Here is a 20318-nt window from a genome sequence, read left to right on the forward strand (position 1 = left end):
GCCCGCGCCGAGCCGGGTGAATTCGGGGGCCTGCTCGAAGCTATGGACGGAGAAGCCCGCCTCCGTCATGAGCGCCGCCGCCGCCGCCCCGCCAAGGCCAGCCCCGACGACCGCGATGTCGATTTCTTCTACCGATGCCATCCCTGCGACCTCATCCCGTGAACCTTCTGCATGCTGTATGCAGACGAACATTGTTGTGCGAATGAAAAATCAGGGACGGACCGGCTTTGCGCCGGGTTGCCCGCGAATTGCGCAGCTTGGACGCGGGGCTGCCAATAAAGAGGCGCGGCGGATACAGGTTTTTCCTGGCGGTCCCAAGCGGCCGGCCTGCGGCCTCGGCGGTGTCCCGAGGGACGGCGAGAGGCCGATTCCCGGAAATTCCGGGCACGCCGTGTCCCCTGTTTCACGGCCGTGCCCGGCCCGGCGTCAACGGGCGCTCGGGCGGGCCGGGGCCGGGGCTCAGCCTCGCGAGGCGAAGCGGAACCCGTCGGTGTAGAGGTGGTTCACGCAGGCACCTGCCGCCAGGAAGCGGGCACGGGCATCCTCGATCATGGCGACGCTGCCGCAGAGATAGACGGCGTGCTCCGACAGGTCCGGCAGGACGGCAAGCACCGCGTCCTGCACATGGCCGCGGGCCCCCTGCCATTCCGGCTCCGGGCTGGAGAGCACCGGCACCAGCTCGAACTCGTCCAGCCGGGCTCCGAGCGCGGCCAGTTCGCCGAGAAGGTACAGATCGGCCTTGCAGCGGCAGCCCCAATAGACCGAGACCGGCGGCGCCTCGGACGGATCGGCGGCAAGCTCGGCCAGGATGGCGGCGACGGGGGCGATCCCGGTGCCGGTCGCGGCCAGCAGAAGCGGCCGGAAATCCTCCCTGTGGAGCCGGAACGCGCCCTGGGGCAGCTCGACCTGAAGCTCTGCGCCTGCCGCCAGACCCGGAAGGATGGCGTCAGTGAAGCGTCCGCCCGGGATGCGCCGTATCTGGAGTTCGATCTCGGTGCTTCCGGGAGCGGAAGCCACGGAGAAGGGGCGCTTCGCCCCGTCTTCGAGGATCACGTTGAGATACTGGCCGGGCAGGACGTCCGGCGCGCCGGGCACGGCGAGCCAGAGCCGCGTGACCCCGGGGGCGGGATCGCTCCGGCGCAGCACCGTGGCGCGGCGGAGCACCGGGGCGGGCAGATCGCTGGGCAGGACCTCGACCTCGATCGCTAGGCGGGTCAGCGCCCTGGCCTGGCAGCCGAGCGCGAAGCCGCACTGCCGGTCTTCGTCGCTCAGCCCCGGCATGTCCTCCGGATGGATGACCTCGCCGCTGACGACGCGGAGACGGCAGGCGCCGCAGAAGCCCGACTTGCAGTCCGAAGGCAGCCGCAGCCCGGCGCGCATCGCGCCGGCCAGCAGCGTCTCGTCCGGCTCGAGCGCGAAGCAGTGTGCGGTCTCGGCCACAGAGACTTGGGTGACACCGGCCCCGCCTGGCAGGGGCGCGGCGCGGCGGGGGGCACGGAGCACGTCCATGGCCTACCTCTTGATGTCGGCGGCGACCAGAACCTCGTGGCCCTGGGGCCCCAGCAGGTCGGCAAGTGCCTGCAGCGCCGCAACGCCCGCCGCGGTGTCCTGTTCGCCGTTGCCGCCCGACAGGCCTACGCCGCCGACCACCTCGCCGTCGACCACGATCGGGAAGCCGCCGACGAAGACCGCGAACTTGCCGCCGAAGCTGAGCTGGATGCCGAAGGCTTCGTTGCCGGGCAGGGCGGGACCGTTCGGCGCCTTGTTGAACAGGTGGGTGGATCGCTTGTGCGTCGCGGCGGTGAAAGCCTTGTTCCAGGAAATCTGCGGCCCGGTCACGCGTGCGCCCTCCATCCGCTCGATGACGAGCGGGTAGCCGCCCTCGTCTGCTATACAGACGGTCTCGAGCACGCCGATCTCGGTCGACTTGGCGATGGCGGCGTCGACCATCAGGCGGGCCTCTGCGGGCTGGAGCTTGAGCGCGGTCTTCATCGGTATTCCCTGTTCTCCGTAGACTCTATCGGAGGGTATGTTGTATACCGTAAAGTGTAGATGCAAGCGGAATGTAGGTAATGTTAGGCGGTCATCCTGCAAAACCAGACCAACCCAGGATTGCCGGTATACTATTTGGGCGCATGTGACGGGTTTTTTACGGAAGGACGGGTTGATTGCCCGGCCGTTCCCACGGCCGCTGCTGCCCGGTCGGCGGTCCGGGGAAACGCCACGGGCGGCAAAACCCGGTCTGCTCCCCCTAGGCAAGCTTGGACCGGACGGTATACAATGCAGCGGCAGGCCCGCGGCGTGACAGGATCGGAGCAGACAGAATGAACAAGTCCCTCGGCGCGACCCATGCGCCGCTGACCAAGGTGGTGAAGGACGCGCTGCGCGACCAGATTCTGGCCGGGCACTACGCCTCCGGCGCGCGTCTGGTCGAGAAGCGCATTTCCGAAGAGCTGGGCGTGTCTCGGATGCCGGTGCGCGAGGCGCTGCGGGAGCTGGCGACCGAAGGGCTGGTGAAGATCGAGCCGCGCCGGGGGGCCTCGGTCTCGCTGCTGACCGACGGGCAGAAGCGGGAACTGATCGAGGTGCGCGCGACGCTGGAATCGCTCAATGCCAAGCTCGCGGCGCGGCGCCAGGACCCGGAGCAGCTTGCCGAAATGCGCGCGGTTCTGGAGTCCGGCGAGAAGATGATCGAGGAAGGCCGGATGGAGGAAATCCATTCGCGCAACGATGCCTTCCATTCCGCCCTGGCCGAGGCCGGGGGCAATTCCGTTCTGCAGGAGATCATGCAGTCGCTGCGGGACAAGACGTCGATGCTATTCGCCGACAATGACATCGAGACGGTGCGCCGCAGCTGGCGGGAGCATGCCGACATCCTGCGCGCGGTGATCGCCGGGGATGGCGAGCTGGCCGCATTGCTGGCCGCGCGGCATGTCTACAATGCGGGCGGCATCCGGCCGGGGGACTGATCCCCTAGCCGCCGAGCTTGCGCCAGACCGCCGCCGCGGCGGCGATGTCCAGAAGGCCGATGCCGACCGACTTGAAGATCGTCACGTCATCCGGTCCCCGCCGTCCGGGCGCGGTTCCGGCGACGATGTCCTTCAGCTCGGTCAGGGGCAGCGAAGCCCGCAGTTCCGGCGCGGCGAGGACGATGTCGCCGGCCTCCGCGCTGGTCTGCGGCCCCCAGTCAAGCGCGATGGAGGAGGCCAGCGCCAGCGCGTCGTCGTCGAGTTCGCGCGCATGCGGCAGGCTGGAGCCGATGGCGGCCACGAACTGGCCCGGACGCATGGCCGCGCCATGCAGCACCGGCGCGGCGCTGCGGGTGGCGGTGACCAGGATATCGGCGCGGGCGGCGGCCTCGGCGGCGGTGCAGAAGCGGACCGGCACGCCGGTCTGCGCCGACAGCCGCTCGGCCAGCTCCGGATCGCGCCCGCGGGAAACGATCATCGCCTCTTCCAGCGGGAAGGCAGCAGCCATGTGGCGCAGATGGGCCAGGCCCTGCACGCCGGTTCCGAAGACCGCAAGGCGGCGGCTGTCCTGCCGGGCCAGATGGCGTGCGGCCAGGACCGAACAGGCGGGAGAGCGGATCGCGGTGACCGCATTCGCCTCCATGGTCGCCAGCGGCGCGCCGGTCTCTGCGCTGAACAGCAGGATCACGAAGCTGAACTTGCCGGCGATGGTGGTGTAGACCTTGGCGCCGGCGACGCCCTGGTCTGGCAGGACGGCGCCCATGGTGGACAGCTTGACGCCCGCCGCCTCGGTGCGGACCCGGGGCTGGACGGCGGCGCGGCCGGTGCCGAAGGCGAGGTAGGCATCGGCGAGGCAGGCTTCGGCCTCGGCCGGGTCCAGGACCCCGGCAATCTGGTCGTCGGTGAAATGAAGCATTGGTCCTAGAGGAGCGCGCGCAGCAGGAGCCCGGCGGCAGACAGGCCGGACAGGGTGAGCAGGCAATGCCGGATCGCGCCCCGCGGCACGTGGCGGGCGAGCGGCGTGGAGACCCGGAAGCCGAGGAAGAGCGCCGGGAAGAGCAGCAGCCCGAGCGCCAGCTGGGGCAAGCCGAAATGCCCGATCCATGCCAGCAGGATCAGCGAAGTCGTCGCGCCGAAGAGGAAGGCGGTGTTCAGGGTCGCGCGCATGATCGCGGGCGGCGCGTTCTGCATGACGATGGCATAGGGCGGGGCGCCCGAGGAGGTGATCGTGCCCATGATGCCCGACATCACCCCGGCCGCGCCGAGGCTGCGCCAGGTCGCCTCGACCCGCCAGCCGCTATAGCTGAGCGCGACGCCGATCAGGATCATCACGCCGAAGAGCACGTTGAACATCGCCACGCTGAGCGAGGCCAGCAGCCCCACCGCGATGAAGTTGCCGATCAGCCGACCCGAGATCATCGAGCCGACCGAGTTGAAGTCGATAGAGGAGCGTTCGCGCATCAGCACCATGGTCGAGACGCAGCCGCCCAGCACCAGAAGGACGCCCGGCGCGAGTTCGGGAAAGAACAGCGCCGAGAGCGGGGCCGAGAACATGGCGAAGCCGAGCCCGCCCACGCCCTGCAGGATGGCGGCGACGAAGACCATCGCGGCCATGGCCAGGAAATGCGGGCCGAGCAGGCTGCCGCCGACCAGAGTGTTGATCGCGTCCATTCAGGCCCCGAGATAGACCGTCTTGATGCGGCTGTAGAAGTCCATCACGTTCGCGCCGCCCTGTTCCTTGGCGCTCTGGTTCGAGGAATGCTTGAACCCGCCGAAGGGCGCGTTGAGCGCGACGCCGGTGGTGGGGGCGTTGACCTTGACGATGCCGTGCTGGGTGGCTTCGGCAATCTTCAGCACCGAGGGCAGGTGGTCGGAGACGACCGAGAGCGCCAGCCCGTATTCGGTGTCGTCGGCGATCTCCAGCGCCTCGTCGAGCGTATCGAAGGGGCAGAGCGCGACGACCGGGGCGAAGATCTCGTCCTTCAGGAGCAGGCTGCCGGGTTTCACCCCGGCGATCACGGTCGGGCGGATCCAGTAGCCCTCGGGCAGGGCGCCCTGATCCGGGATGCCGCCGGTGACAATCTCGGCGCCTTCCTCGCGGGCGATGTCGAGATAGCGCGCAACCTTTTCAAGCTGAGCCGCAGTGGCGAGCGGGCCCATGGTCACGCCTGCCTTGTCGCCCGGGCCGGTCACCACCGCCTCGGCGGCCGCGACCAGCTCGGCCAGCAGCGCATCATGCAGCGGCCGCGCCACCAGCACCCGGCTGGTGCCGGTGCAGGCCTGGCCCGAGAGCCCGAAGGCGCCGCGCTTGATGATGCCCGCCGCCTTGGCGAGATCGGCATCGGCCAGAACGACGGTCGCGTTCTTGCCGCCCATCTCGAGCTGGCAGCGCGTGTCGGTGCCGAGCGCCGCCTGGATCTGCGCGCCCACCGCGAAGGAGCCGGTGAAGGTCAGCGCGTCGATGCCATCTGCGGCGGTGATCGCCTTGCCGACGGTCGGGCCCTTGCCATGGACAAGTGCGATCAGCCCCGGCGGCAGCCCGGCATCGAGCAGCACCTCGACCAGGCGCTGGCCCATCAGCGGCGACATTTCCGACGGCTTGAAGACCACGGCATTGCCCGCGGCCAGGGCGGGCGCTATCTTGCGCGCGGCCATCGACAGCGGGAAGTTCCACGGCGTGATGACTGCGACGGTGCCGACCGGCTGGCGCAGCGACAGCGCCATCTGCCCGCCCGGCATCGGATAGGTCTCGCCCTTCAGCCGCAGCGCCTCGCCCGCGTAGAAGCGGAAATTGGCGGCGATCCGGCTGGTTTCGTTGGTCGCCTCGGCCAGGGTCTTGCCTTCCTCGCGGGTCAGCTCGGCGGCGATCTCCTTGGTGCGGCCCGAGATGATCTCGGCGGCACGGTAGAGCAAATCGGCGCGGATCTCGGGGCTGGCAGCGGCCCAGGCGGCCTGCGCTTCGGCAAGGCCAGCGACCGCCGCGGAAACGTCTTCGTCCCCGGAATCCGGGAAGAGCCCGATCAGGTCCGAGAGATCGGCCGGGTTGCGGTTCTCGAAGGTGGCGCCGGAGGAGGCAGCGCGCCATTCGCCCGCGATGAAATTCAGGTAATGCGGCACGGCGGCGCCATCGGCGGGGGCGCCTGCGCGCTCCGGCGCGGTCACAGCAGTCATGTCTTCGGTCCTGTTCCTATTCGCCCCAGACGACCTTGACGTCGCCGGTCAGGAAGGTCTGGCAGGCCATGCGGTAGCCCTGGGCGAAATCGTCCTCCGAAAGGTGCTTGCGCTCCTTCGGCTTGATCTTGTCGGTATTCTCCACGCCCTCGGTGATCCGGCAGCGGCAGGTGCCGCAGAGCCCGCCGCCGCACTTGAAGGGGATGCCCCCTTTCTCGCGGATCGACATGCGCAGGAGGTTGCTGTCGGCGGGCGCCGTGACCTCCTTGTTGCCGTTCGTCACGAAGGTGATTGTCAGCGTGGCGTCGGTTCCGTCCATCAGGGGCCCTTTCTCAGGAGGCTGCGCGCAGCTCTATATCCATGCTGCCGTAATGGGTCAGCGTGTTCAGCTCGGCGCGGGCCTCTTCCAGCGTGTCGAAGGATTCAAACAGCTTCGAGGGCACGCGGTTGACGATCTGCGGCGGCGCGTCCTCGACGATGGTGATGCGCGGGGCGCCCTCGATCCGGGCGATGACGAAATTCGCCCGCTTGCGCCCGTAGAAGATGTAGTCCCAGGATTCGACCTTGGTGACGCCTTCGGTCATCTCGGTGCGGAACTCTCCGGGCTTGGTGGTCAGAATGACATACATGGCTGTCCTCGTGCTCGTCCTCGGGCTCAGGCGTCCTGGGCCAGTTCGATGTCCTCGTTGATCCAGAGCTGGCAGACCAGGCGGTAGCCTTCGCCCAGCTTGTCGCCGAGCTGGCGCTTTTCCTTCCAGTTCGGCGGTTCGAGATGTTCGGCGCCGCCCAGGATCCTGCAGCTGCAGGTCGCGCATTTGCCCATGCCGCACTTGTAGGCGAGGTTGGGATAGGGAAACTTGCGGATCCCTGCGCGGACCACGAGATTGGTATTGGGGTCGACCTCGTCCTCGTAGGTGGTGCCGCCCTTGTGCAGAATGACCTTCGGCATGGAATTTCCTTCGCGGGGGCGGGCATCGCTGCCCGCCCGGGGATGGCTCAGGCGGCGAGGCCGAGCTCGGCCAGCGGCACTTCGCTGCCGACATAGTCGTTATAGAGCGCGGTGGTGTAGAGCAGCCGCATCTGCGCGCCGATTTCGCAGATCTTCAGGCATTTCTGCTGCATCTCGACGGTGCGGGCGTGTTCCAGAACGATCTGGTAGCCGCGCTCGCCGTGGATCTCGTCCGAGACGATGTGCAGGTCGAAGAATTCAACTTCTTCATCGGTGAAGCCGTACTTGTCGCGCAGCGTCGGCGTCTGCTTGCGGTAGATCGACGGCACCTGGCTTTCCAGGCCGACGACGAGGCCCGCGATGGCGACGATCGGGTCTTCGCGCATGGCGACGCAGTAGCACCAGCTCTGCAGCGCGCGGGTGGTCGCACTCATGTTGTCGGGGTTCTCGACGCGTTCGCGGGAGGTGCCGCAGGCTTCGGCGAAGCGGATGAGCAGGTCGGTATGCCGGTCGCCGCCGATTTCCTCTTCATACATGTTCTGCAGCATGAAGTCCTTTGCCTCGACATAGTCGGCGGGCAGCCGGGCGTAGACATAGGACAGGTAGTCGGCGAAGGGGCCGACATAGTGGTAGTGGTTCTCGGCCCAGCGGGACAGGTGCTCGCGGCTCAGCTTTCCGCTGGCCCAGGCGAGGCTGAAGGGCGACTTGTTGGCGCTCTTGCCCTTGATGGCCTGCTCAAGCGCGGTGCGCAGTTCGTCGGGAGTCAGAAGCTCGGTCAAGATTGCGTTCCTTTCGTGAAGAAGACCTGCGGCGGGCCGTGGCGGCCGACCTCTCTTGGGCTTGAAAACACCATATTGTATACCGTAATGCCTGTCCAACGAAAAAATGCGGCTGCCATCCATAATTAAATTGATAAATAACAGTTATATAGAGAACTTTCTGCTTTCGGCGCACGAGGCTTGCGTGAAAAACGGTATGACGTATACATAAGTGGACGACTCATGCTTTTCCGCTTCCCGGGAGTTTCCTGCCATGTTCACCGCCCCCGACGGCACCCTCGCTGCAGACCGGATGGCGGTTGCGGCCGGACATCCGCTGGCCGCCGATGCGGCCATGGCCATGCTGGAGGCCGGGGGCAGCGCGATCGACGCCGCGATCGCCGCGGATGCCGTCATGGGGGTGGTGGAGCCGATGGCGACCGGCCTCGGCGGCGACCTCTCGGCAATGATCCTGCCTCCCGGCGCGGCGCCGATGACCTATAACGGCACCGGCCGCGCCCCGGCCCTGCTGTCGGAGGCGATGGTTGCGGCGCTGCCGGGGAGGCGGATTCCCGAACGCCATCCGCTGTCGGTCACGGTGCCCGGTGCCGTGCAGGGCTGGGCGGATCTCCATGCGCGCTTCGGACGGCTGGATTTCGCGGGCCTGCTCGCTCCGGCGATCCGCATCGCGCGCGAAGGATTCGCCGTCGGGCCGGTCTGCGCGCGGGAATGGGTGCTCTTTGGCGATGTCGTGCGCGGCGATCCGGGCAGCCGCGCGATCTACCGCGGCGACGCGATCCCGGCGGCGGGCGCGCATTTCGCCAATCCTTCGCTGGCCGGTCTGCTGGAGCGTATCGCAGCCGAAGGTCCTGCGGCCTTCTACCGTGGTGCCTCCGCGGCCGCCATGGCGGCCGCGGCAGCCAGGGCGGGGGCGCTTCTGGCGGAAGGCGACCTGGAAGCGCATGAAGGCAATTTCGACGTTCCGCTGCGCCAGGCCTTCCACGGGCTGGAGATCCTCGAATGCCCGCCCAACACCCATGGGCTGGGCGTGCTCGACGCGCTGCGGCGGCTGGAGGGCGAGGCCCTGCCGATGGACGAGCCGCAGACCGTGCTGAAGATCGTCGAGGCGACCCGCGACGGCATGAAGGAAGCGCGCCGCGTCGTGGCCGACCCATCGGGCAACACGGTCTGCACAGCCATCATCGACGGGGACGGCTTTGCGGTGACAATGATGTCCAGCATTTTCAAGCGGTTCGGCTCCGGCATCGGCGTGCCGGAACTGGGCATCTGCCTGCAGAACCGCGGCCACGGCTTCGCGGAGCCGGGCCATGTCAACGGTCCCGCCCCGGGCAAGCGGCCCTATCACACGGTGATCCCCGCCGCCGCGCTGAAGGACGGCCGGACCCATGCCGTCTTCGGCGTGGTCGGCGGGCTGATGCAGCCGCAGGGGCATGTCCAGCTGGTCACGCGCATTGCCGCCTGGGGCCAGGACGTGCAGGAGTCGATCGACGCCCCGCGCTGGCGGCTGGAACGGGACGACGCGATCGCGCTGGAGGCCGGGACCGCGCCGGGCATTGCCGGGGCCCTGGCGGCGGCCGGCTTTGCCGATGCGACCGGGGCGGGCGACATGGCCGGACGGAACGATTTCGGCGGCGCGCAGATGGTGATGCGGGCCGCCGATGGGACGCTGCGCGCGGGCAGCGACCGCCGCAAGGACGGCACCGCCCGCGGGCGCTGAGCCCGCGCGCCCGCTCAGGCTTCCCAGCAGGCGACCCAACGGTCCTTCCCGCTGCGGGCGAAGGGCGGGGCCTCGCTGCGGCAGCGGCCGACGGCCTTGCCGCAGCTGCGGCTGTAGCGGCAGCAGCCGCCCTCCAGCGCAAGCTCGCCCATGCGCGGCGCCGGCGGCGGCGCGGTGGGCGTGCCGCGGCGGTGGCGCGGATCGGGCTCCGGCACCGCCTGCAGCAGGGTCGAGGTATAGGGATGGGCGGGACGGTCGTAGATCGTGTCGCAATCGGCCATCTCCACCATCCGCCCGCGGTGCAGGATCGCGATCCGGTCCGAGATGTGGCGCACCACGCTGAGATCATGGGCGACGAAGAGGTAGCTGATCCCCAGCTCGGCCTGCAGGTCCTGCATCAGGTTCACCACCTGCGCCCGCACCGAGACGTCCAGCGCCGAGACCGGCTCGTCGGCGATGATCAGCTTCGGCCGCAGCGCCAGCGCGCGGGCGATGCCGATCCGCTGCCGCTGCCCGCCCGAGAAGCCGTGCGGGAAACGGTCGATGTTCTCCGGCGGCAGGTTGACCAGCCGCAGGAGGTCCGCCACGCGGTCGCGGGCTTCCTCGGGGCCGGAAGCCAGGCCGTGGACGATCAGCGGCTCGGCGACCAGGTCCAGCACCCGCATCCGCGGATTGAGGCTGGTATACGGATCCTGGAAGACCATCTGCATGTCGCGCGCCAGCTTGCGGCGCCCTGCGGCGGGCAGGTGGGTGATGTCGCGCCCGTCGAAGACGATGCGGCCGTCCGCCAGCGGCAGGCGGCGCAGCACGGCGCGGCCCAGCGTCGACTTGCCCGAGCCGCTTTCGCCGACGAGGCCCAGAGTCTCGCCGGGGGCCAGGTCGAAATTGATGTCCTCCAGCACGCGGATCTTCGAGGGCGGACCCCAGATCCGGCGGCGCGGCCCGTCGAAATCGACGGTGAGCCCGCGCACGGAAAGCAGCGGCCGGGCGGCGGGGGCGGGCTCCTGCGCCCTGATCTGGCCGGGGAAGCGGGTCATGCGAAGCTCACTTTCGGATCGGCGCCGCGGGTGTCCCAGGCGGCGGGCGTGCTGTTCCAGCAGGCATGGGCGCCGGTGCTGCCCGGCGCGGCGGCAAGCGGCGGCCGGGTGCGGCAGCGCAAGCTGGATTGCGGGCAGCGCGGCTCGAAGGCGCAGCCCTCCGGCGGAGAGAGCAGGCTCGGCGGCGCGCCGTCGATGGAAACCAGACGCTCGGCCCGGTCGGACAGCCGCGGGGTGGAGCGGATCAGCCCCTGGGTATAGGGATGCTTCGCCGCGGCGAAGAGGTCGTCGGCGGTGCCGGTTTCGACGATCTCGCCGGCATACATAACCGCCACCTTCTCGCAGAGCCCGGCAACGACGCCGAGATCGTGGGTGATCAGCAGGATCGACAGCCCCATCTGGCGCTGCAAGTCCGACAGCAGGTCGAGGACCTGGGCCTGGATCGTGACGTCGAGCGCGGTGGTCGGCTCGTCGGCGATCAGCAGCTCGGGTTCGCAGGCGATGGCCAGCGCGATCATCACCCGCTGCCGCATGCCGCCCGACAGCTCGTGCGGGAACTGCGCCATGCGCCGCTGCGGTTCGGTGATGCCGACCGCGTCGAGCAGTTCGGCGCCGCGTGCCGCAGCCGCCCGGCGCGACAGGCCCATGTGGCGGCGCTGCACTTCGGTTAGATGGGCGCCGATGCTCATCAGCGGGTTGAGCGAGGTCATCGGATCCTGGAAGACCATCGATAGCGCCTTGCCGTGCAGCTTGCGCGCGCGCCGGGCGGCGGCGCGGCCGAGCAGGCTCTCTCCCTTCCACAGGATGTCGCCGCCGGTGATCGCGCCGGGCAGCGAGATCAGGCCCATGACCGCCTGAGCGGTGACGCTCTTGCCCGAGCCGCTTTCGCCGACCAGCGCCAGGGTCTCGCCGGGCTGGAGCGCGAAGCTGACGCCGCGCAGTCCGTGGACGATGCCGGCGCGGGTGTCGAATTCGACCTGCAGGTCGCTGAGCTCGAGGATCGGGGTCTTGGCTATGGACATGTCGGTGTGCCTATCCATTGGCGGAAAGCCTCCGGCGAAGCAGCCCGGCGCGGGCGCGGGCGTGCCGCTTCTCCCGTTCGGCAGGGTCGGTCGTGACCCGCAGCCAGTTCGCGAAGAGATTGATGGAGAGCACCGTCAGCGCGATGGCGAGGCCGGGAAAGGTGATCGGCCACCAGGCGACGAGCATGTAGTTCTTGCCGTTGGCGATATCGAGACCCCAGCTGGTATCCGGCGGCTGCACCCCCAGCCCGAGAAAGCTCAGCGCCGCCTCGGCCAGCAGGATGTTGGTGAATTCGAGGATCGCCAGCGTCAGGAGCGGCGGGACCAGGTTCGGCAGGACATGGACGCGCAGCATCCGCCTGGTGCCGCAGCCCAGCATCTCGGCCGCCTCGATGAAGGGGGTCTTGCGCATCGACATCACGATGCCGCGCACCAGCCGCGTGTAGATCATCCAGTTGGAGAAGGCGAGGACGACGATAATCGTCTGGGTCGAGGGGCCGATCAGCGCCACCAGCAGCAGCGTCAGCAGCAGGCCCGGAAAGGCGACGAAGACATCGACGACGCGCATGATGACGGCATCGGTGCGGCCGCCGGAATAGCCCGCGAAAAGGCCCAGGACGACGCCACCGGTCCCGGCCAGGGCGACGACGCAGGTGCCCACCAGCAGCGAGGCGCGCGCACCGTAGAGCAGCCGGGAGAACACGTCGCGGCCCAGCATGTCGGTGCCCAGCAGGTGCTCGGGCAGGCCGCGCGCGGTCCAGGCGGGCGGCTTCATCCGCGCCAGCACGGATTGCGCGGCCGGGTCGTGCGGGGCGAGGGCCGGGGCGAAGATCGCCACCAGCAACACCAGCACGAGGAAGGAAAAGCCCAGGAAGGCGGCCTTGTCCTTCCACAGCTCGGCGAGGAAGCTGCCGGCCGCACGGAACGGCGCGGGACGGGGGCGGGCTGCGGGAAGCGGGGACAGGTCGGTAGCGGTCATGGGTCAGGCCAGGTCTATGCGCGGGTCGATCAGCTTGTAGAGGGCGTCGAGCAGGATGGAGACGATCACGATCCCCACGGCCACGACGAAGACGATCGCCTGCAGCAGGAACAGGTCGTTGTGGCTGATCGCGCTCATCGCGGTCATGCCGAGCCCGGGCCAGGCGAAGACAGTTTCCACCACCACGGTGTAGCCCGCCCAGGCGCTGATCACCTCCCAGCCGGTCAGGGTCAGGACCGGGACCAGGACGTTGCGCATGGCATGGCTGAACAGGATGCGGCGGAACGGCAGGCCGCGGGCGCGCGCGGTGCGGACGTATTGCTGGTTCAGCTCGTTGATCACCGAGGATCGGGTCAGCATCATGATCCGCGCCATCGACGGGATGCCCAGCGTCACCGCAGGCAGGACGATATGCGCCAGGCTGCCGCTGCCCGAGGTCGGGAACAGCCCGAGATTGACGGCGAAGACCATCACCAGGATCAGCCCTAGCCAGAACTGCGGAACGGAAAGCCCGATCAGGCTGAGGCTGACGATGATCCGGTCGAGCAGCCCGTCGGGCCGGACGGCGGCCAGCGCGCCCAGCGGAATGCCCGCGAGCACCGCGAAGCCGAAGCCTGCCGCGATCAGCTGCAGCGTCTTCGGCAGCTTGGCCAGCACGATGTCCAGCGCCGGACGGCGCTGCCACAGGCTGTCGCCGAAATCGAGCCGCAGCAGGTCGCCGACGAAGCTGGCGAACTGGACGTCGATTGGCTGGTCCAGCCCGATCTGCTGCGAGAAGGCCGCGCGCTGTTCCGCCGAGGCGGAGAGCGGCAGCATCATCTGCACGGGATCGCCGATCAGCCGCGTGGCGACGAAGACCACCAGCGTCACGCCGAGGATGACGAGGAGGCCCTGCATCATCCGTCGCATCAGGAATTGTGCCATCCGGCGCCTGTCCTTTCCCCTTGAACTGCGCCGGAGCCGCGCGCGGCGGCTCCGGCCTGGATCGCGTGGCGGCCGGAGCGGCTCACTCGGCGACCGACATTTCCTTGACCAGCAGCTTGGCGTCGATCCGCGGCGTCCAGGACAGCCGGTCGCTCATCGCGTAGATGTCCTCCTGGTTCAGCAGCGGCACCAGGTAGGACAGGTCGTGGCCCTTCTGGGTGATCTCGGCATAGAGCTTGGTCCGCGCCTCGACATCGGTTTCGCTGCGGGCGGCCTTGATCATCGCGGCCATCTCCTCGTCGGCATTCGAGGCGTAGGAGGCGCCGTATTCCATCGCCGCGGTCAGCGGGCGGTCGGCATCCAGCAGTTCGTCGGAGTTCACCACGAAGATCGCGTCGGGGCGCAGCTCCTTGTCGAAGAGCTGGTTGAGGTATTCGCCGAATTCCTCGATGCGGATATCGACGTTCAGCCCGGCCTCGGTCCAGTAGGCGCCCACCGCCTCGATCAGCTCGCGGTCCTTGAGCCAGCGGCCGGCCTCGCCGACCAGGGTGACGGTCTGGCCGGTCGCGCCGGCCTCCTCGATCAGCGCCTTGGCGGCCTCGGGATCATAGGGGTAGGCCTCGATCGCCGGGTTGAAGCCGAAGGATTTCGGGTTCACCAGCTGGCCGGGCGCGGGCTGGGCAAGGCCGGCGAACAGGGCTTCGGCCAGGGCCGGGCGGTCGATGGCGAGGTTGAGCGCCTCGCGCACCTTCGGATCCTCGACCACCGGGTTTTCGGTCGACAGCACGATCACCGAGGTTTCGAGCCCCGGCACGGCCATGGAATTCGGCACCGCGCCGAGGAATTCCGGGTAGAGGTTGCGGATGAGGTCCAGTTCTCCCGCCATCAGGCCCGCCAGGCGCGAGCCGCCCTCGGCGATGAAGCGGTAGCTGACGCCTTCGATTTCCGGCGCGCCGCCCCAGTAGTCGGGATTCGCGGTCAGCTCGATGTCCTCGCCGCGGTTCCAGGCGGCCATCTTGTATGGGCCGGTGCCTGCCGGACTTTCGGAGAAGGCGGGGTCGAAGGCGTATTCCGCCGGCACCATCTTCATCCAGTACATCCGCGCCGGCAGCACCGGGTCGGGATTGCCGGTCTTGATCCGCACCGTCAGGTCGTCGACCTTCTCCGCGCCCGCGATGGTCGCCAGGTAGGCCATCTGCTCGGAATTGTATTCCGGATCGATGATGCGGTTGACCGAGGCCACGACCGCATCCGCATCGAAGGGTTCGCCGTTGTGGAAGGTCACGCCGCTGCGCAGCTTGAATTCCCAGGTCAGCTCGTCGATCTGGCGCGGCATCTCCGCGGCCAGACCGGGAACCAGCGTGCCGTCGGGCTCGCGCGCCAGCAGCGTCTCGAAGATGTTGTCGGTGACCGCCCGCTCTGCGCCGTCATCGCGCTGCTGCGGATCGAGCGTGGAGGGTTCGGACCCGATTGCAATGGTGATGTCCGCGGCGTTCGACGGCTGCGCAGCGGCAATGGCTGCGCTGATCATGGCCATGGAGAGCGTAAATTTCAGTTTCATCATCCGTCCCTGAGCTGTTGCACCGGCTTCGGCGCGGCGCTTGTTGCAGACGGACTTCCGCATTCCCGGTTGCAGGCTAGGAATCCGCCCGTCCGGCTGTCAACGCGCCGGTGGCTGGCGGGGAAGGAAAACGTATTCCGGTATCCTGGATGCCAGTTTTTTGACCGCGAATTGGCATCCTTTCCTGCGCTCTGCCGCGTTTCGGGGCGGACCCGGCAGGCGCGGCCGGACAATCCGGCGCGCAGGGCTGCCAGCATTGTATTCCGATTGCGCCAAATGGCCGGAAATTGCCGCGACGGTATTCCGTGGCGATTCCTCGGCAAGAATGCGGGAAATGGTGGAAAACCCTGCAAAAAGCCGTGGAGTCGGCTGTTATCCCGCTATTTAAGTTGCAAGATGGCCGGAAAACCGGAAAATCAGACCTGAATTTGATCGAGGGCAAGGACGCTGCAACAAGTCCCTTGCCGGAGAATAAAGTATATCGTATACCAACACTCGGATGGACGCATTCCCGAGCTTCCCTCTGACCGACGACCCGCAGGATGCCGCGGCCCCAAAGCAAGGGGCGGCGGACCCGTCCTGCGGCGCAAGCGAAAGTTCCCCATGACGATTTCTCCCGACCGCACCATTCTCGTCACCGGTGCTGCCAGCGGCATCGGGGCGTCCGTGGCCCGCAGCCTCGCGGCGCCCGGCACCGCGCTGCTTCTGCACACCGGTTCCAATGCCGCCGCGCTCGGCGCGGTGGCGGCGGCCTGCCGGAGCCGCGGCGCGGCCGTTGCCACCGAGATCGGCGACCTAGCGCGCGAGGAGACCTGCACCCGGCTGCTGCATTCGGCGCGCAGCCATTTCGGCCGGATCGACCAGATCGTCGCCAATGCCGGCAAGGCCCGCAAGGCGCGGTTCGGCAGCTTCACCCATGACGATCTGATGGCCGATCTCGCGATGATGCCCGGCGCGCTGGTCCGGCTGGTCACCGGCGCGCTCGGCGACCTGGAGACCTCAGCCTGGGGGCGCGTGGTCGCGGTGTCCTCCTTCGTGGCGCATGTCCACGGCAAGGCCGGGCATTCCTTCCCGACCACGTCGGCGGCCAAGGCGGCGATCGAGGCCCTGATGGATGCGCTGGCATTGCAGCTGGCGCCCTGCGGCACGACGGTGAACTGCGTGGTGCCGGGCTTCACCCGCAAGGAGGGCGGCGGCCATGCCGCGATCGGCGGCGACACCCATGATGCGGTGCGCGCTGCGACGCCGACCGGGCGGATGACCGAACCCGCAGAGGTCGCCGCGGCCATTGTCTTCCTGCTCAGCCGCGAGGCGGGCCAGATCACCGGATCGCGGCTGCAGGTGGATGGCGGGCTGCGGCTCGGCTGACCCTGCCGCAGCGGCGCCGCCCGGCTGCATGCCGGGCGGGCGGCACAGTGTCAGAGCTGGAAGTCGGACTCGGACAGATCCGGCTGGCCGGCGTTTGCCAGCGGGATCCTGTTGCCGTGGTCGGCGTCGATCACCATTCCCTCGGATGTGGAGGTCGCATGCGGGGCCAGGAGATCGGCGAAGCTGGCGATCGAGTTGGCTGCCGCGAGGTCGGTAACGTCGTCGCCCGTGCCGAAATCGGTGATCGTGTCGCCGCCGAAATTGAACTTGAAGGCGAAGGTGTCGTTGCCCGCCCCTCCGGTGGGTCCGTCATCTCCCTTGGCCCCGATCTGCGTATCGTGGCCGAGCGATCCGACCGGCTTGTCGTTGCCTTTGCCGCCCGCGATCATCTCCCGGCCGTCATTGCCGCAGATCCTGTCGCTGCCGGCTTTGCCGATCAGCTCGCAGTGCGAGGTCGTGCGGTAGATCAGGTCCTTGCTGTCCGAGCCCTCGGCAGTCTCGATGCTGAGCAGGGTGCCGGCACCGCCCCAGCCGTCGATGGCAGAGCCGTTCTCCAGGTCGATCGTCGCCCCGGCAGTCCTGCGGCAATTGGCGCCGCGGTCGTGGCGCAGCGTGTCCGACCCGGAGCGGCCGTCGATGCAATTGTCGCCGGCGAGCCCCCGCAGGATGTTGCGGCCGCAGTTGCCATGGAGCGTGTCGTCGAACATCGAGCCGCACAGCATCTCGATGCCGATAAGCACGTCCGGGTCGCCGTAGCCGTCGATGGCGCATCCCTCGCGCAAGTGGACGAAGACGTCGGCCGGGTCTTTGTGCGGGCCGCCTGCTCGCGGTCGGCGCCGCGGTCGAGCGCGTCGTTCCCTTCGCGGCCTTTGAGCAAGTCTCCTCTCTGTTGCCCTCCCCGCCGTAGATGTCGTCCCAGCCGGGGCCGCCGGTCAGGGTTTCCGAGGAATCGGCGTCGTCATCCAGCGAGACGGGCACCACGAAATCGCCGAAGACGATCTCGGCGCCGGGCGCCCAGTCGCCCGTGCCGGAATAGATGATCGTTGCTCAGAGCGCCGCGAGCGCCGAAAGCGAGGACACTTTTGGGAGGGGAACGCCGTCGAGGACCATCAGGCAGTCCGCTGTCCAGGTGCAGGTGCCGTCGGGATCGCCCAAGATGGCCGGAACGCTGGAGCTGTCGCCGTCGCCCCATTTCACGTGGCTCAGGCTCGCCTCGGTCTCTTCGAGGCCGAACGAGATCGGCCCGGTGAAGCCGATGCAGGACAGCTAGGATAGGTCGCGACGGTGCCGCAGTCGCCGGACCCGCCCTCCGGGTCGGGAAGCTAGGGGAAATAGCTGTCATGGGCGGTCACGGTGACCGGGACGCCGCTCTGGACGGTGGGGGCGCCGGTTGCGTTTTCCCGGAGCACGTAGATGGCGGAAGATGTGCAGGCCGTCATTGCAATCTCCGCGCTTCCCGAAGCTGGACCGCAACGGGGCCCCGGCCGCGCGCGTTCCGGAAACTCGTCAGCATGAGTTAATTCCGGTTCGATATCACTGGTTCGGGAGTTTGCGGGAGCGCCGTCCGGCCGGGCGGACCCGCCGCGGACGGCTTGGCCGGGGGCGGGACACGGGGATGCCCGGCCTGCGCGCTGCCGGGCATGGGGACCCTTTCGGGACCGGAGAAGCGGCCGCCCTGCATCGGGCGGCGGCGGCCGTGCCCGTACGGCCCGGAAGCCGTCCGCCGTGATGGGCACGATCTGCAACGCCACGCCCGCGGCGGCCATCCGCCTCCGGGGCCGCGCTGGTCCTCCTGCGGCTTCCGGTCAGGCTGCCGGGCTGAGTTCGCCTGCAAGGATGTCGCGGATCGACGCCGGGGGATGGCCGATCAGGTCCGCCAGGGCCTGCCCGTCGCCATAGAGCGCGCCTTCGGAGATCTGGCGGTCGATCCGGGCGAGGAAATCCGGCCAGGGCGCCTGCAGCCCGGCCTCCGCCAGTGCCTTCGCGTAGTCTGACTCCGGCATGTCGCGATACGGGATCTCGGTCCCGGAGATTTCGGAGATCGTGCCCGCGAGATCCCCGAGCGAAAACGCCCGGTCGCCGGACAGCTCGTAGGTCCTGCCATTGTGCCCCTCTGAGGTCAGCACGGCCACCGCGGCCTCGGCATAGTCGCGGCGGCTGGCGGCGGAGATCCGGCCCTCGCCCGCGGCGCCGTAGAGCGCCCCGGCCTCCAGCGCCGAGCGGGCCGTGTCGATGTAGTTCTCGGCATACCAGCCGTTGCGCAGGATCGTGAAGGGAATGCCGCTCTCGGCCAGCATCAGCTCGGTCGCGACATGTTCGGTCGCCAGCTTCAGCGGCGAGGTGCCGGCATGCAGGAGACTTGTATAGACGATCCGCCCGACGCCCTGCGCCATGGCGGCGAGAATCACGTTGCGGTGCTGGATCTCGCGCAGCCCGACCTCGCTGCCGGAGATCAGCAGGAGCGTGCCGATCCCTTCGAGTCCCGCCTCGATCTGGTCTGGCTCGTTGTAGTCGAACGGCCGGACCTCGACCTCGAGGCCCAGCTCCTCCGCTTTTTCCGGGCTGCGCATCAGCGCGGCGATCTCGCCTGCCGGGACCTTTTCCCTGAGCAGGCCGATCACGAGCTGCCCGAGACGCCCGCTGGCGCAAGTTACCCCAATCATGCCGTACCTCCGTGTTGCTTCAATTCTGGCCTGAAGGGGATCAAGCATGGGGCGTGCCAAGCGGGGCGCCGGCCGCCGTCCGGGTTTGGTGGAACTCCGTTGCGGGCGGAGGCCGGGGACCATGGCTTCTTGCGCGGCTGTCCTGCGGCGCTGCCGGAGTGAAGCGGCGACGCGCCTGGCCGCGCGCCGGGACCAGGGAGGAGTCCCTACAGGGCCGATTCGGGTGGCCGTGTTGCGCAAATGCGGCTGGAGATTCATGGCGTGAATCCAACGTGGTAGCTGGCGGCCATGAGCGGACCTCCGAAGACGCCCTGCAAGACCGCCAACCGGCACTGCTAGCGAGCCGTTGCGCGCCACCGGTCCGAGCGCGACGGCGAGCGAGGCCTTGAAGCAGCGAGGGCAGCTGACCGTCCGGTTCGATCCCTGCACGCAGTCGGAAGCTGTGCCGTCCGGCCGTCGCGGCCGACAGCAGTCCCATGGCGGCGCGGCGATCCGGCCTGCCTCGCCCACAAGGTCCTCCCCGGCCTGCCGCTCCGCCGGAGTGAGCCAGTGTGACGCCACTGGTGCAAGCAGCTGGCGAACGGTTTCGCTGCGAGCCCGCCGGAGCTTGCGGAGCCCAGCTGATCCGTGCCTTTTCCGGACAACCCGTCCCCCGGACGGATTGCCTGTCCACCTCAGTTAGACACCCTGTGAGGACGCCAGAGCGAGACGGGACCGGGGCGCCGGTGGCGCCGCGGAAGCCCGCCGAACAATGGAGGTGACCATTCCGCATCGCGGCTCCAAGGGCGCGCTTCGCCTGCTCTCCGACAATGAGGCATCGACCGCCATCGGTTCCAGCGCTGCTCGAGGCGCCGAATGGCATCAAGGCGGAAGGCGAAGGGTGCGGAGCGACCGTGGCGCCGGCGGGGCCGCGAAAGCGCTCAGCACGGCACGCGCGCAAGCATGGCGGCTCGAAACGGCGCATCCGCGGGCCCGCCCGGACCCGTGGCGCGGCCCGCTCATGGCGCAAGATCCACCCCGGGATCGACGGGGAACATTGGAGTTCCGGGCGGTCGAAGCCGCCTCCGGCAATGCCGGCGATGCCGAGCCGGCGAACGCCACCGGTCCGGCCGACCCCGGCGGGGGATGCTGTCGGACCTTCTCGCGCAGATCACGCAGGACGAGGAGATCGCCGCCGTC

20 protein-coding genes and 1 pseudogene are annotated in these 20318 nt (G+C 68.6%); 4 read left to right on the forward strand and 17 right to left on the reverse strand.

Going from position 1 to position 20318, the window contains the following annotated elements; translation table 11 throughout:
* From HCC78_RS27890 to HCC78_RS27900, 3 genes are all read right to left on the reverse strand, one after another.
* The coding region (locus HCC78_RS27890) for an NAD(P)-binding protein (RefSeq protein ID WP_371743947.1) at positions 1-192 on the reverse strand (192 nt) is incomplete at its 3' end.
* A gap of 267 nt (positions 193-459) precedes the next feature.
* The gene (locus tag HCC78_RS27895; protein ID WP_172332032.1) at positions 460-1509 is read right to left on the reverse strand and encodes a 2Fe-2S iron-sulfur cluster-binding protein; all 1050 of its coding nucleotides are present in this window, start codon (positions 1507-1509) and stop codon (positions 460-462) included.
* 3 nt (positions 1510-1512) lie between these two features.
* Positions 1513-1992, reverse strand: coding sequence for a heme-binding protein (locus HCC78_RS27900; RefSeq protein WP_172332033.1), 480 nt, complete (start codon positions 1990-1992; stop codon positions 1513-1515).
* 332 nt (positions 1993-2324) lie between these two features.
* On the opposite strand from HCC78_RS27900, the gene HCC78_RS27905 reads away from it, so the two are divergent.
* Positions 2325-2969 (forward strand): GntR family transcriptional regulator, encoded by a 645-nt coding sequence (locus tag HCC78_RS27905; RefSeq protein WP_172332034.1) that lies wholly within the window; start codon positions 2325-2327, stop codon positions 2967-2969.
* A 4-nt stretch (positions 2970-2973) separates the two neighbouring features.
* Here the strand turns inward: HCC78_RS27905 and HCC78_RS27910 are convergent, their stop codons facing one another.
* The 7 genes from HCC78_RS27910 to HCC78_RS27940 are packed head-to-tail and all read right to left on the reverse strand — an operon-like array spanning position 2974 to position 7868.
* Positions 2974-3885 (reverse strand): ornithine cyclodeaminase family protein, encoded by a 912-nt coding sequence (locus HCC78_RS27910; RefSeq protein ID WP_172332035.1) that lies wholly within the window; start codon positions 3883-3885, stop codon positions 2974-2976.
* 5 nt (positions 3886-3890) lie between these two features.
* Complete coding sequence (locus tag HCC78_RS27915) at positions 3891-4640, reverse strand: sulfite exporter TauE/SafE family protein (RefSeq protein WP_172332036.1); 750 nt, start codon at positions 4638-4640, stop codon at positions 3891-3893.
* Positions 4641-6140 (reverse strand): aldehyde dehydrogenase family protein, encoded by a 1500-nt coding sequence (locus HCC78_RS27920; RefSeq protein WP_172332037.1) that lies wholly within the window; start codon positions 6138-6140, stop codon positions 4641-4643.
* Between the two features lie 16 nt (positions 6141-6156).
* Positions 6157-6459, reverse strand: a complete 303-nt coding sequence (locus HCC78_RS27925) for a 2Fe-2S iron-sulfur cluster-binding protein (RefSeq protein WP_172332038.1) — start codon at positions 6457-6459, stop codon at positions 6157-6159.
* Between the two features lie 13 nt (positions 6460-6472).
* Positions 6473-6769, reverse strand: a complete 297-nt coding sequence (locus HCC78_RS27930; protein WP_172332039.1) for a ferredoxin — start codon at positions 6767-6769, stop codon at positions 6473-6475.
* Positions 6770-6795: 26 nt separating this feature from the next.
* Positions 6796-7089, reverse strand: coding sequence for a 2Fe-2S iron-sulfur cluster-binding protein (locus tag HCC78_RS27935; RefSeq protein ID WP_172332040.1), 294 nt, complete (start codon positions 7087-7089; stop codon positions 6796-6798).
* A gap of 47 nt (positions 7090-7136) precedes the next feature.
* On the reverse strand, positions 7137-7868 hold the full coding sequence (locus tag HCC78_RS27940) for a TenA family transcriptional regulator (RefSeq protein ID WP_172332041.1): 732 nt from the start codon (positions 7866-7868) through the stop codon (positions 7137-7139).
* A gap of 253 nt (positions 7869-8121) precedes the next feature.
* Between HCC78_RS27940 and HCC78_RS27945 the strand changes: the two genes are divergently transcribed.
* Positions 8122-9585, forward strand: a complete 1464-nt coding sequence (locus HCC78_RS27945) for a gamma-glutamyltransferase (RefSeq protein ID WP_172332042.1) — start codon at positions 8122-8124, stop codon at positions 9583-9585.
* A gap of 14 nt (positions 9586-9599) precedes the next feature.
* Here HCC78_RS27945 and HCC78_RS27950 read toward each other — a convergent pair whose 3' ends face one another.
* The 5 genes from HCC78_RS27950 to HCC78_RS27970 form a co-directional block, all read right to left on the reverse strand.
* The gene (locus tag HCC78_RS27950; protein WP_172332043.1) at positions 9600-10622 is read right to left on the reverse strand and encodes an ABC transporter ATP-binding protein; all 1023 of its coding nucleotides are present in this window, start codon (positions 10620-10622) and stop codon (positions 9600-9602) included.
* Entirely contained in the window at positions 10619-11662 is a 1044-nt protein-coding gene (locus HCC78_RS27955) for an ABC transporter ATP-binding protein (RefSeq protein WP_253949399.1), read from the reverse strand. The genes HCC78_RS27950 and HCC78_RS27955 overlap by 4 nt, the downstream gene beginning before the upstream one ends.
* Positions 11655-12623, reverse strand: coding sequence for an ABC transporter permease (locus tag HCC78_RS27960; RefSeq protein WP_172332044.1), 969 nt, complete (start codon positions 12621-12623; stop codon positions 11655-11657). Before HCC78_RS27960 ends, HCC78_RS27955 begins: the two co-directional genes overlap by 8 nt.
* A 3-nt stretch (positions 12624-12626) precedes the next feature.
* Positions 12627-13547 carry an ABC transporter permease gene (locus HCC78_RS27965; protein ID WP_172332045.1) on the reverse strand — a complete coding sequence of 307 codons (921 nt, stop codon included), beginning with the start codon at positions 13545-13547 and terminating at the stop codon, positions 12627-12629.
* Between the two features lie 82 nt (positions 13548-13629).
* Positions 13630-15108: an ABC transporter substrate-binding protein gene (locus tag HCC78_RS27970; protein WP_253949400.1), complete on the reverse strand. Its 1479-nt coding sequence runs from the start codon at positions 15106-15108 to the stop codon at positions 13630-13632.
* 603 nt (positions 15109-15711) lie between these two features.
* On the opposite strand from HCC78_RS27970, the gene HCC78_RS27975 reads away from it, so the two are divergent.
* Positions 15712-16476 (forward strand): SDR family NAD(P)-dependent oxidoreductase, encoded by a 765-nt coding sequence (locus HCC78_RS27975; protein WP_172332047.1) that lies wholly within the window; start codon positions 15712-15714, stop codon positions 16474-16476.
* A 50-nt stretch (positions 16477-16526) separates the two neighbouring features.
* On the opposite strand, the gene HCC78_RS34630 is transcribed toward HCC78_RS27975, so the two are convergent.
* Together HCC78_RS34630 and HCC78_RS27985 are read right to left on the reverse strand one after the other, a co-directional pair.
* Entirely contained in the window at positions 16527-17258 is a 732-nt protein-coding gene (locus tag HCC78_RS34630) for a calcium-binding protein (RefSeq protein WP_172332048.1), read from the reverse strand.
* A gap of 1023 nt (positions 17259-18281) precedes the next feature.
* Positions 18282-19139 carry an SDR family oxidoreductase gene (locus HCC78_RS27985; protein WP_172332049.1) on the reverse strand — a complete coding sequence of 286 codons (858 nt, stop codon included), beginning with the start codon at positions 19137-19139 and terminating at the stop codon, positions 18282-18284.
* A gap of 742 nt (positions 19140-19881) precedes the next feature.
* Between HCC78_RS27985 and HCC78_RS33305 the strand changes: the two are divergent.
* Positions 19882-20223: pseudogene (locus tag HCC78_RS33305) on the forward strand (hypothetical protein); the annotation flags it as partial.
* Between the last annotated feature and the right edge of the window lie 95 nt (positions 20224-20318).

It is taken from the genome of Mangrovicoccus sp. HB161399 (assembly GCF_013184745.1).
Lineage (GTDB): Bacteria > Pseudomonadota > Alphaproteobacteria > Rhodobacterales > Rhodobacteraceae > Mangrovicoccus.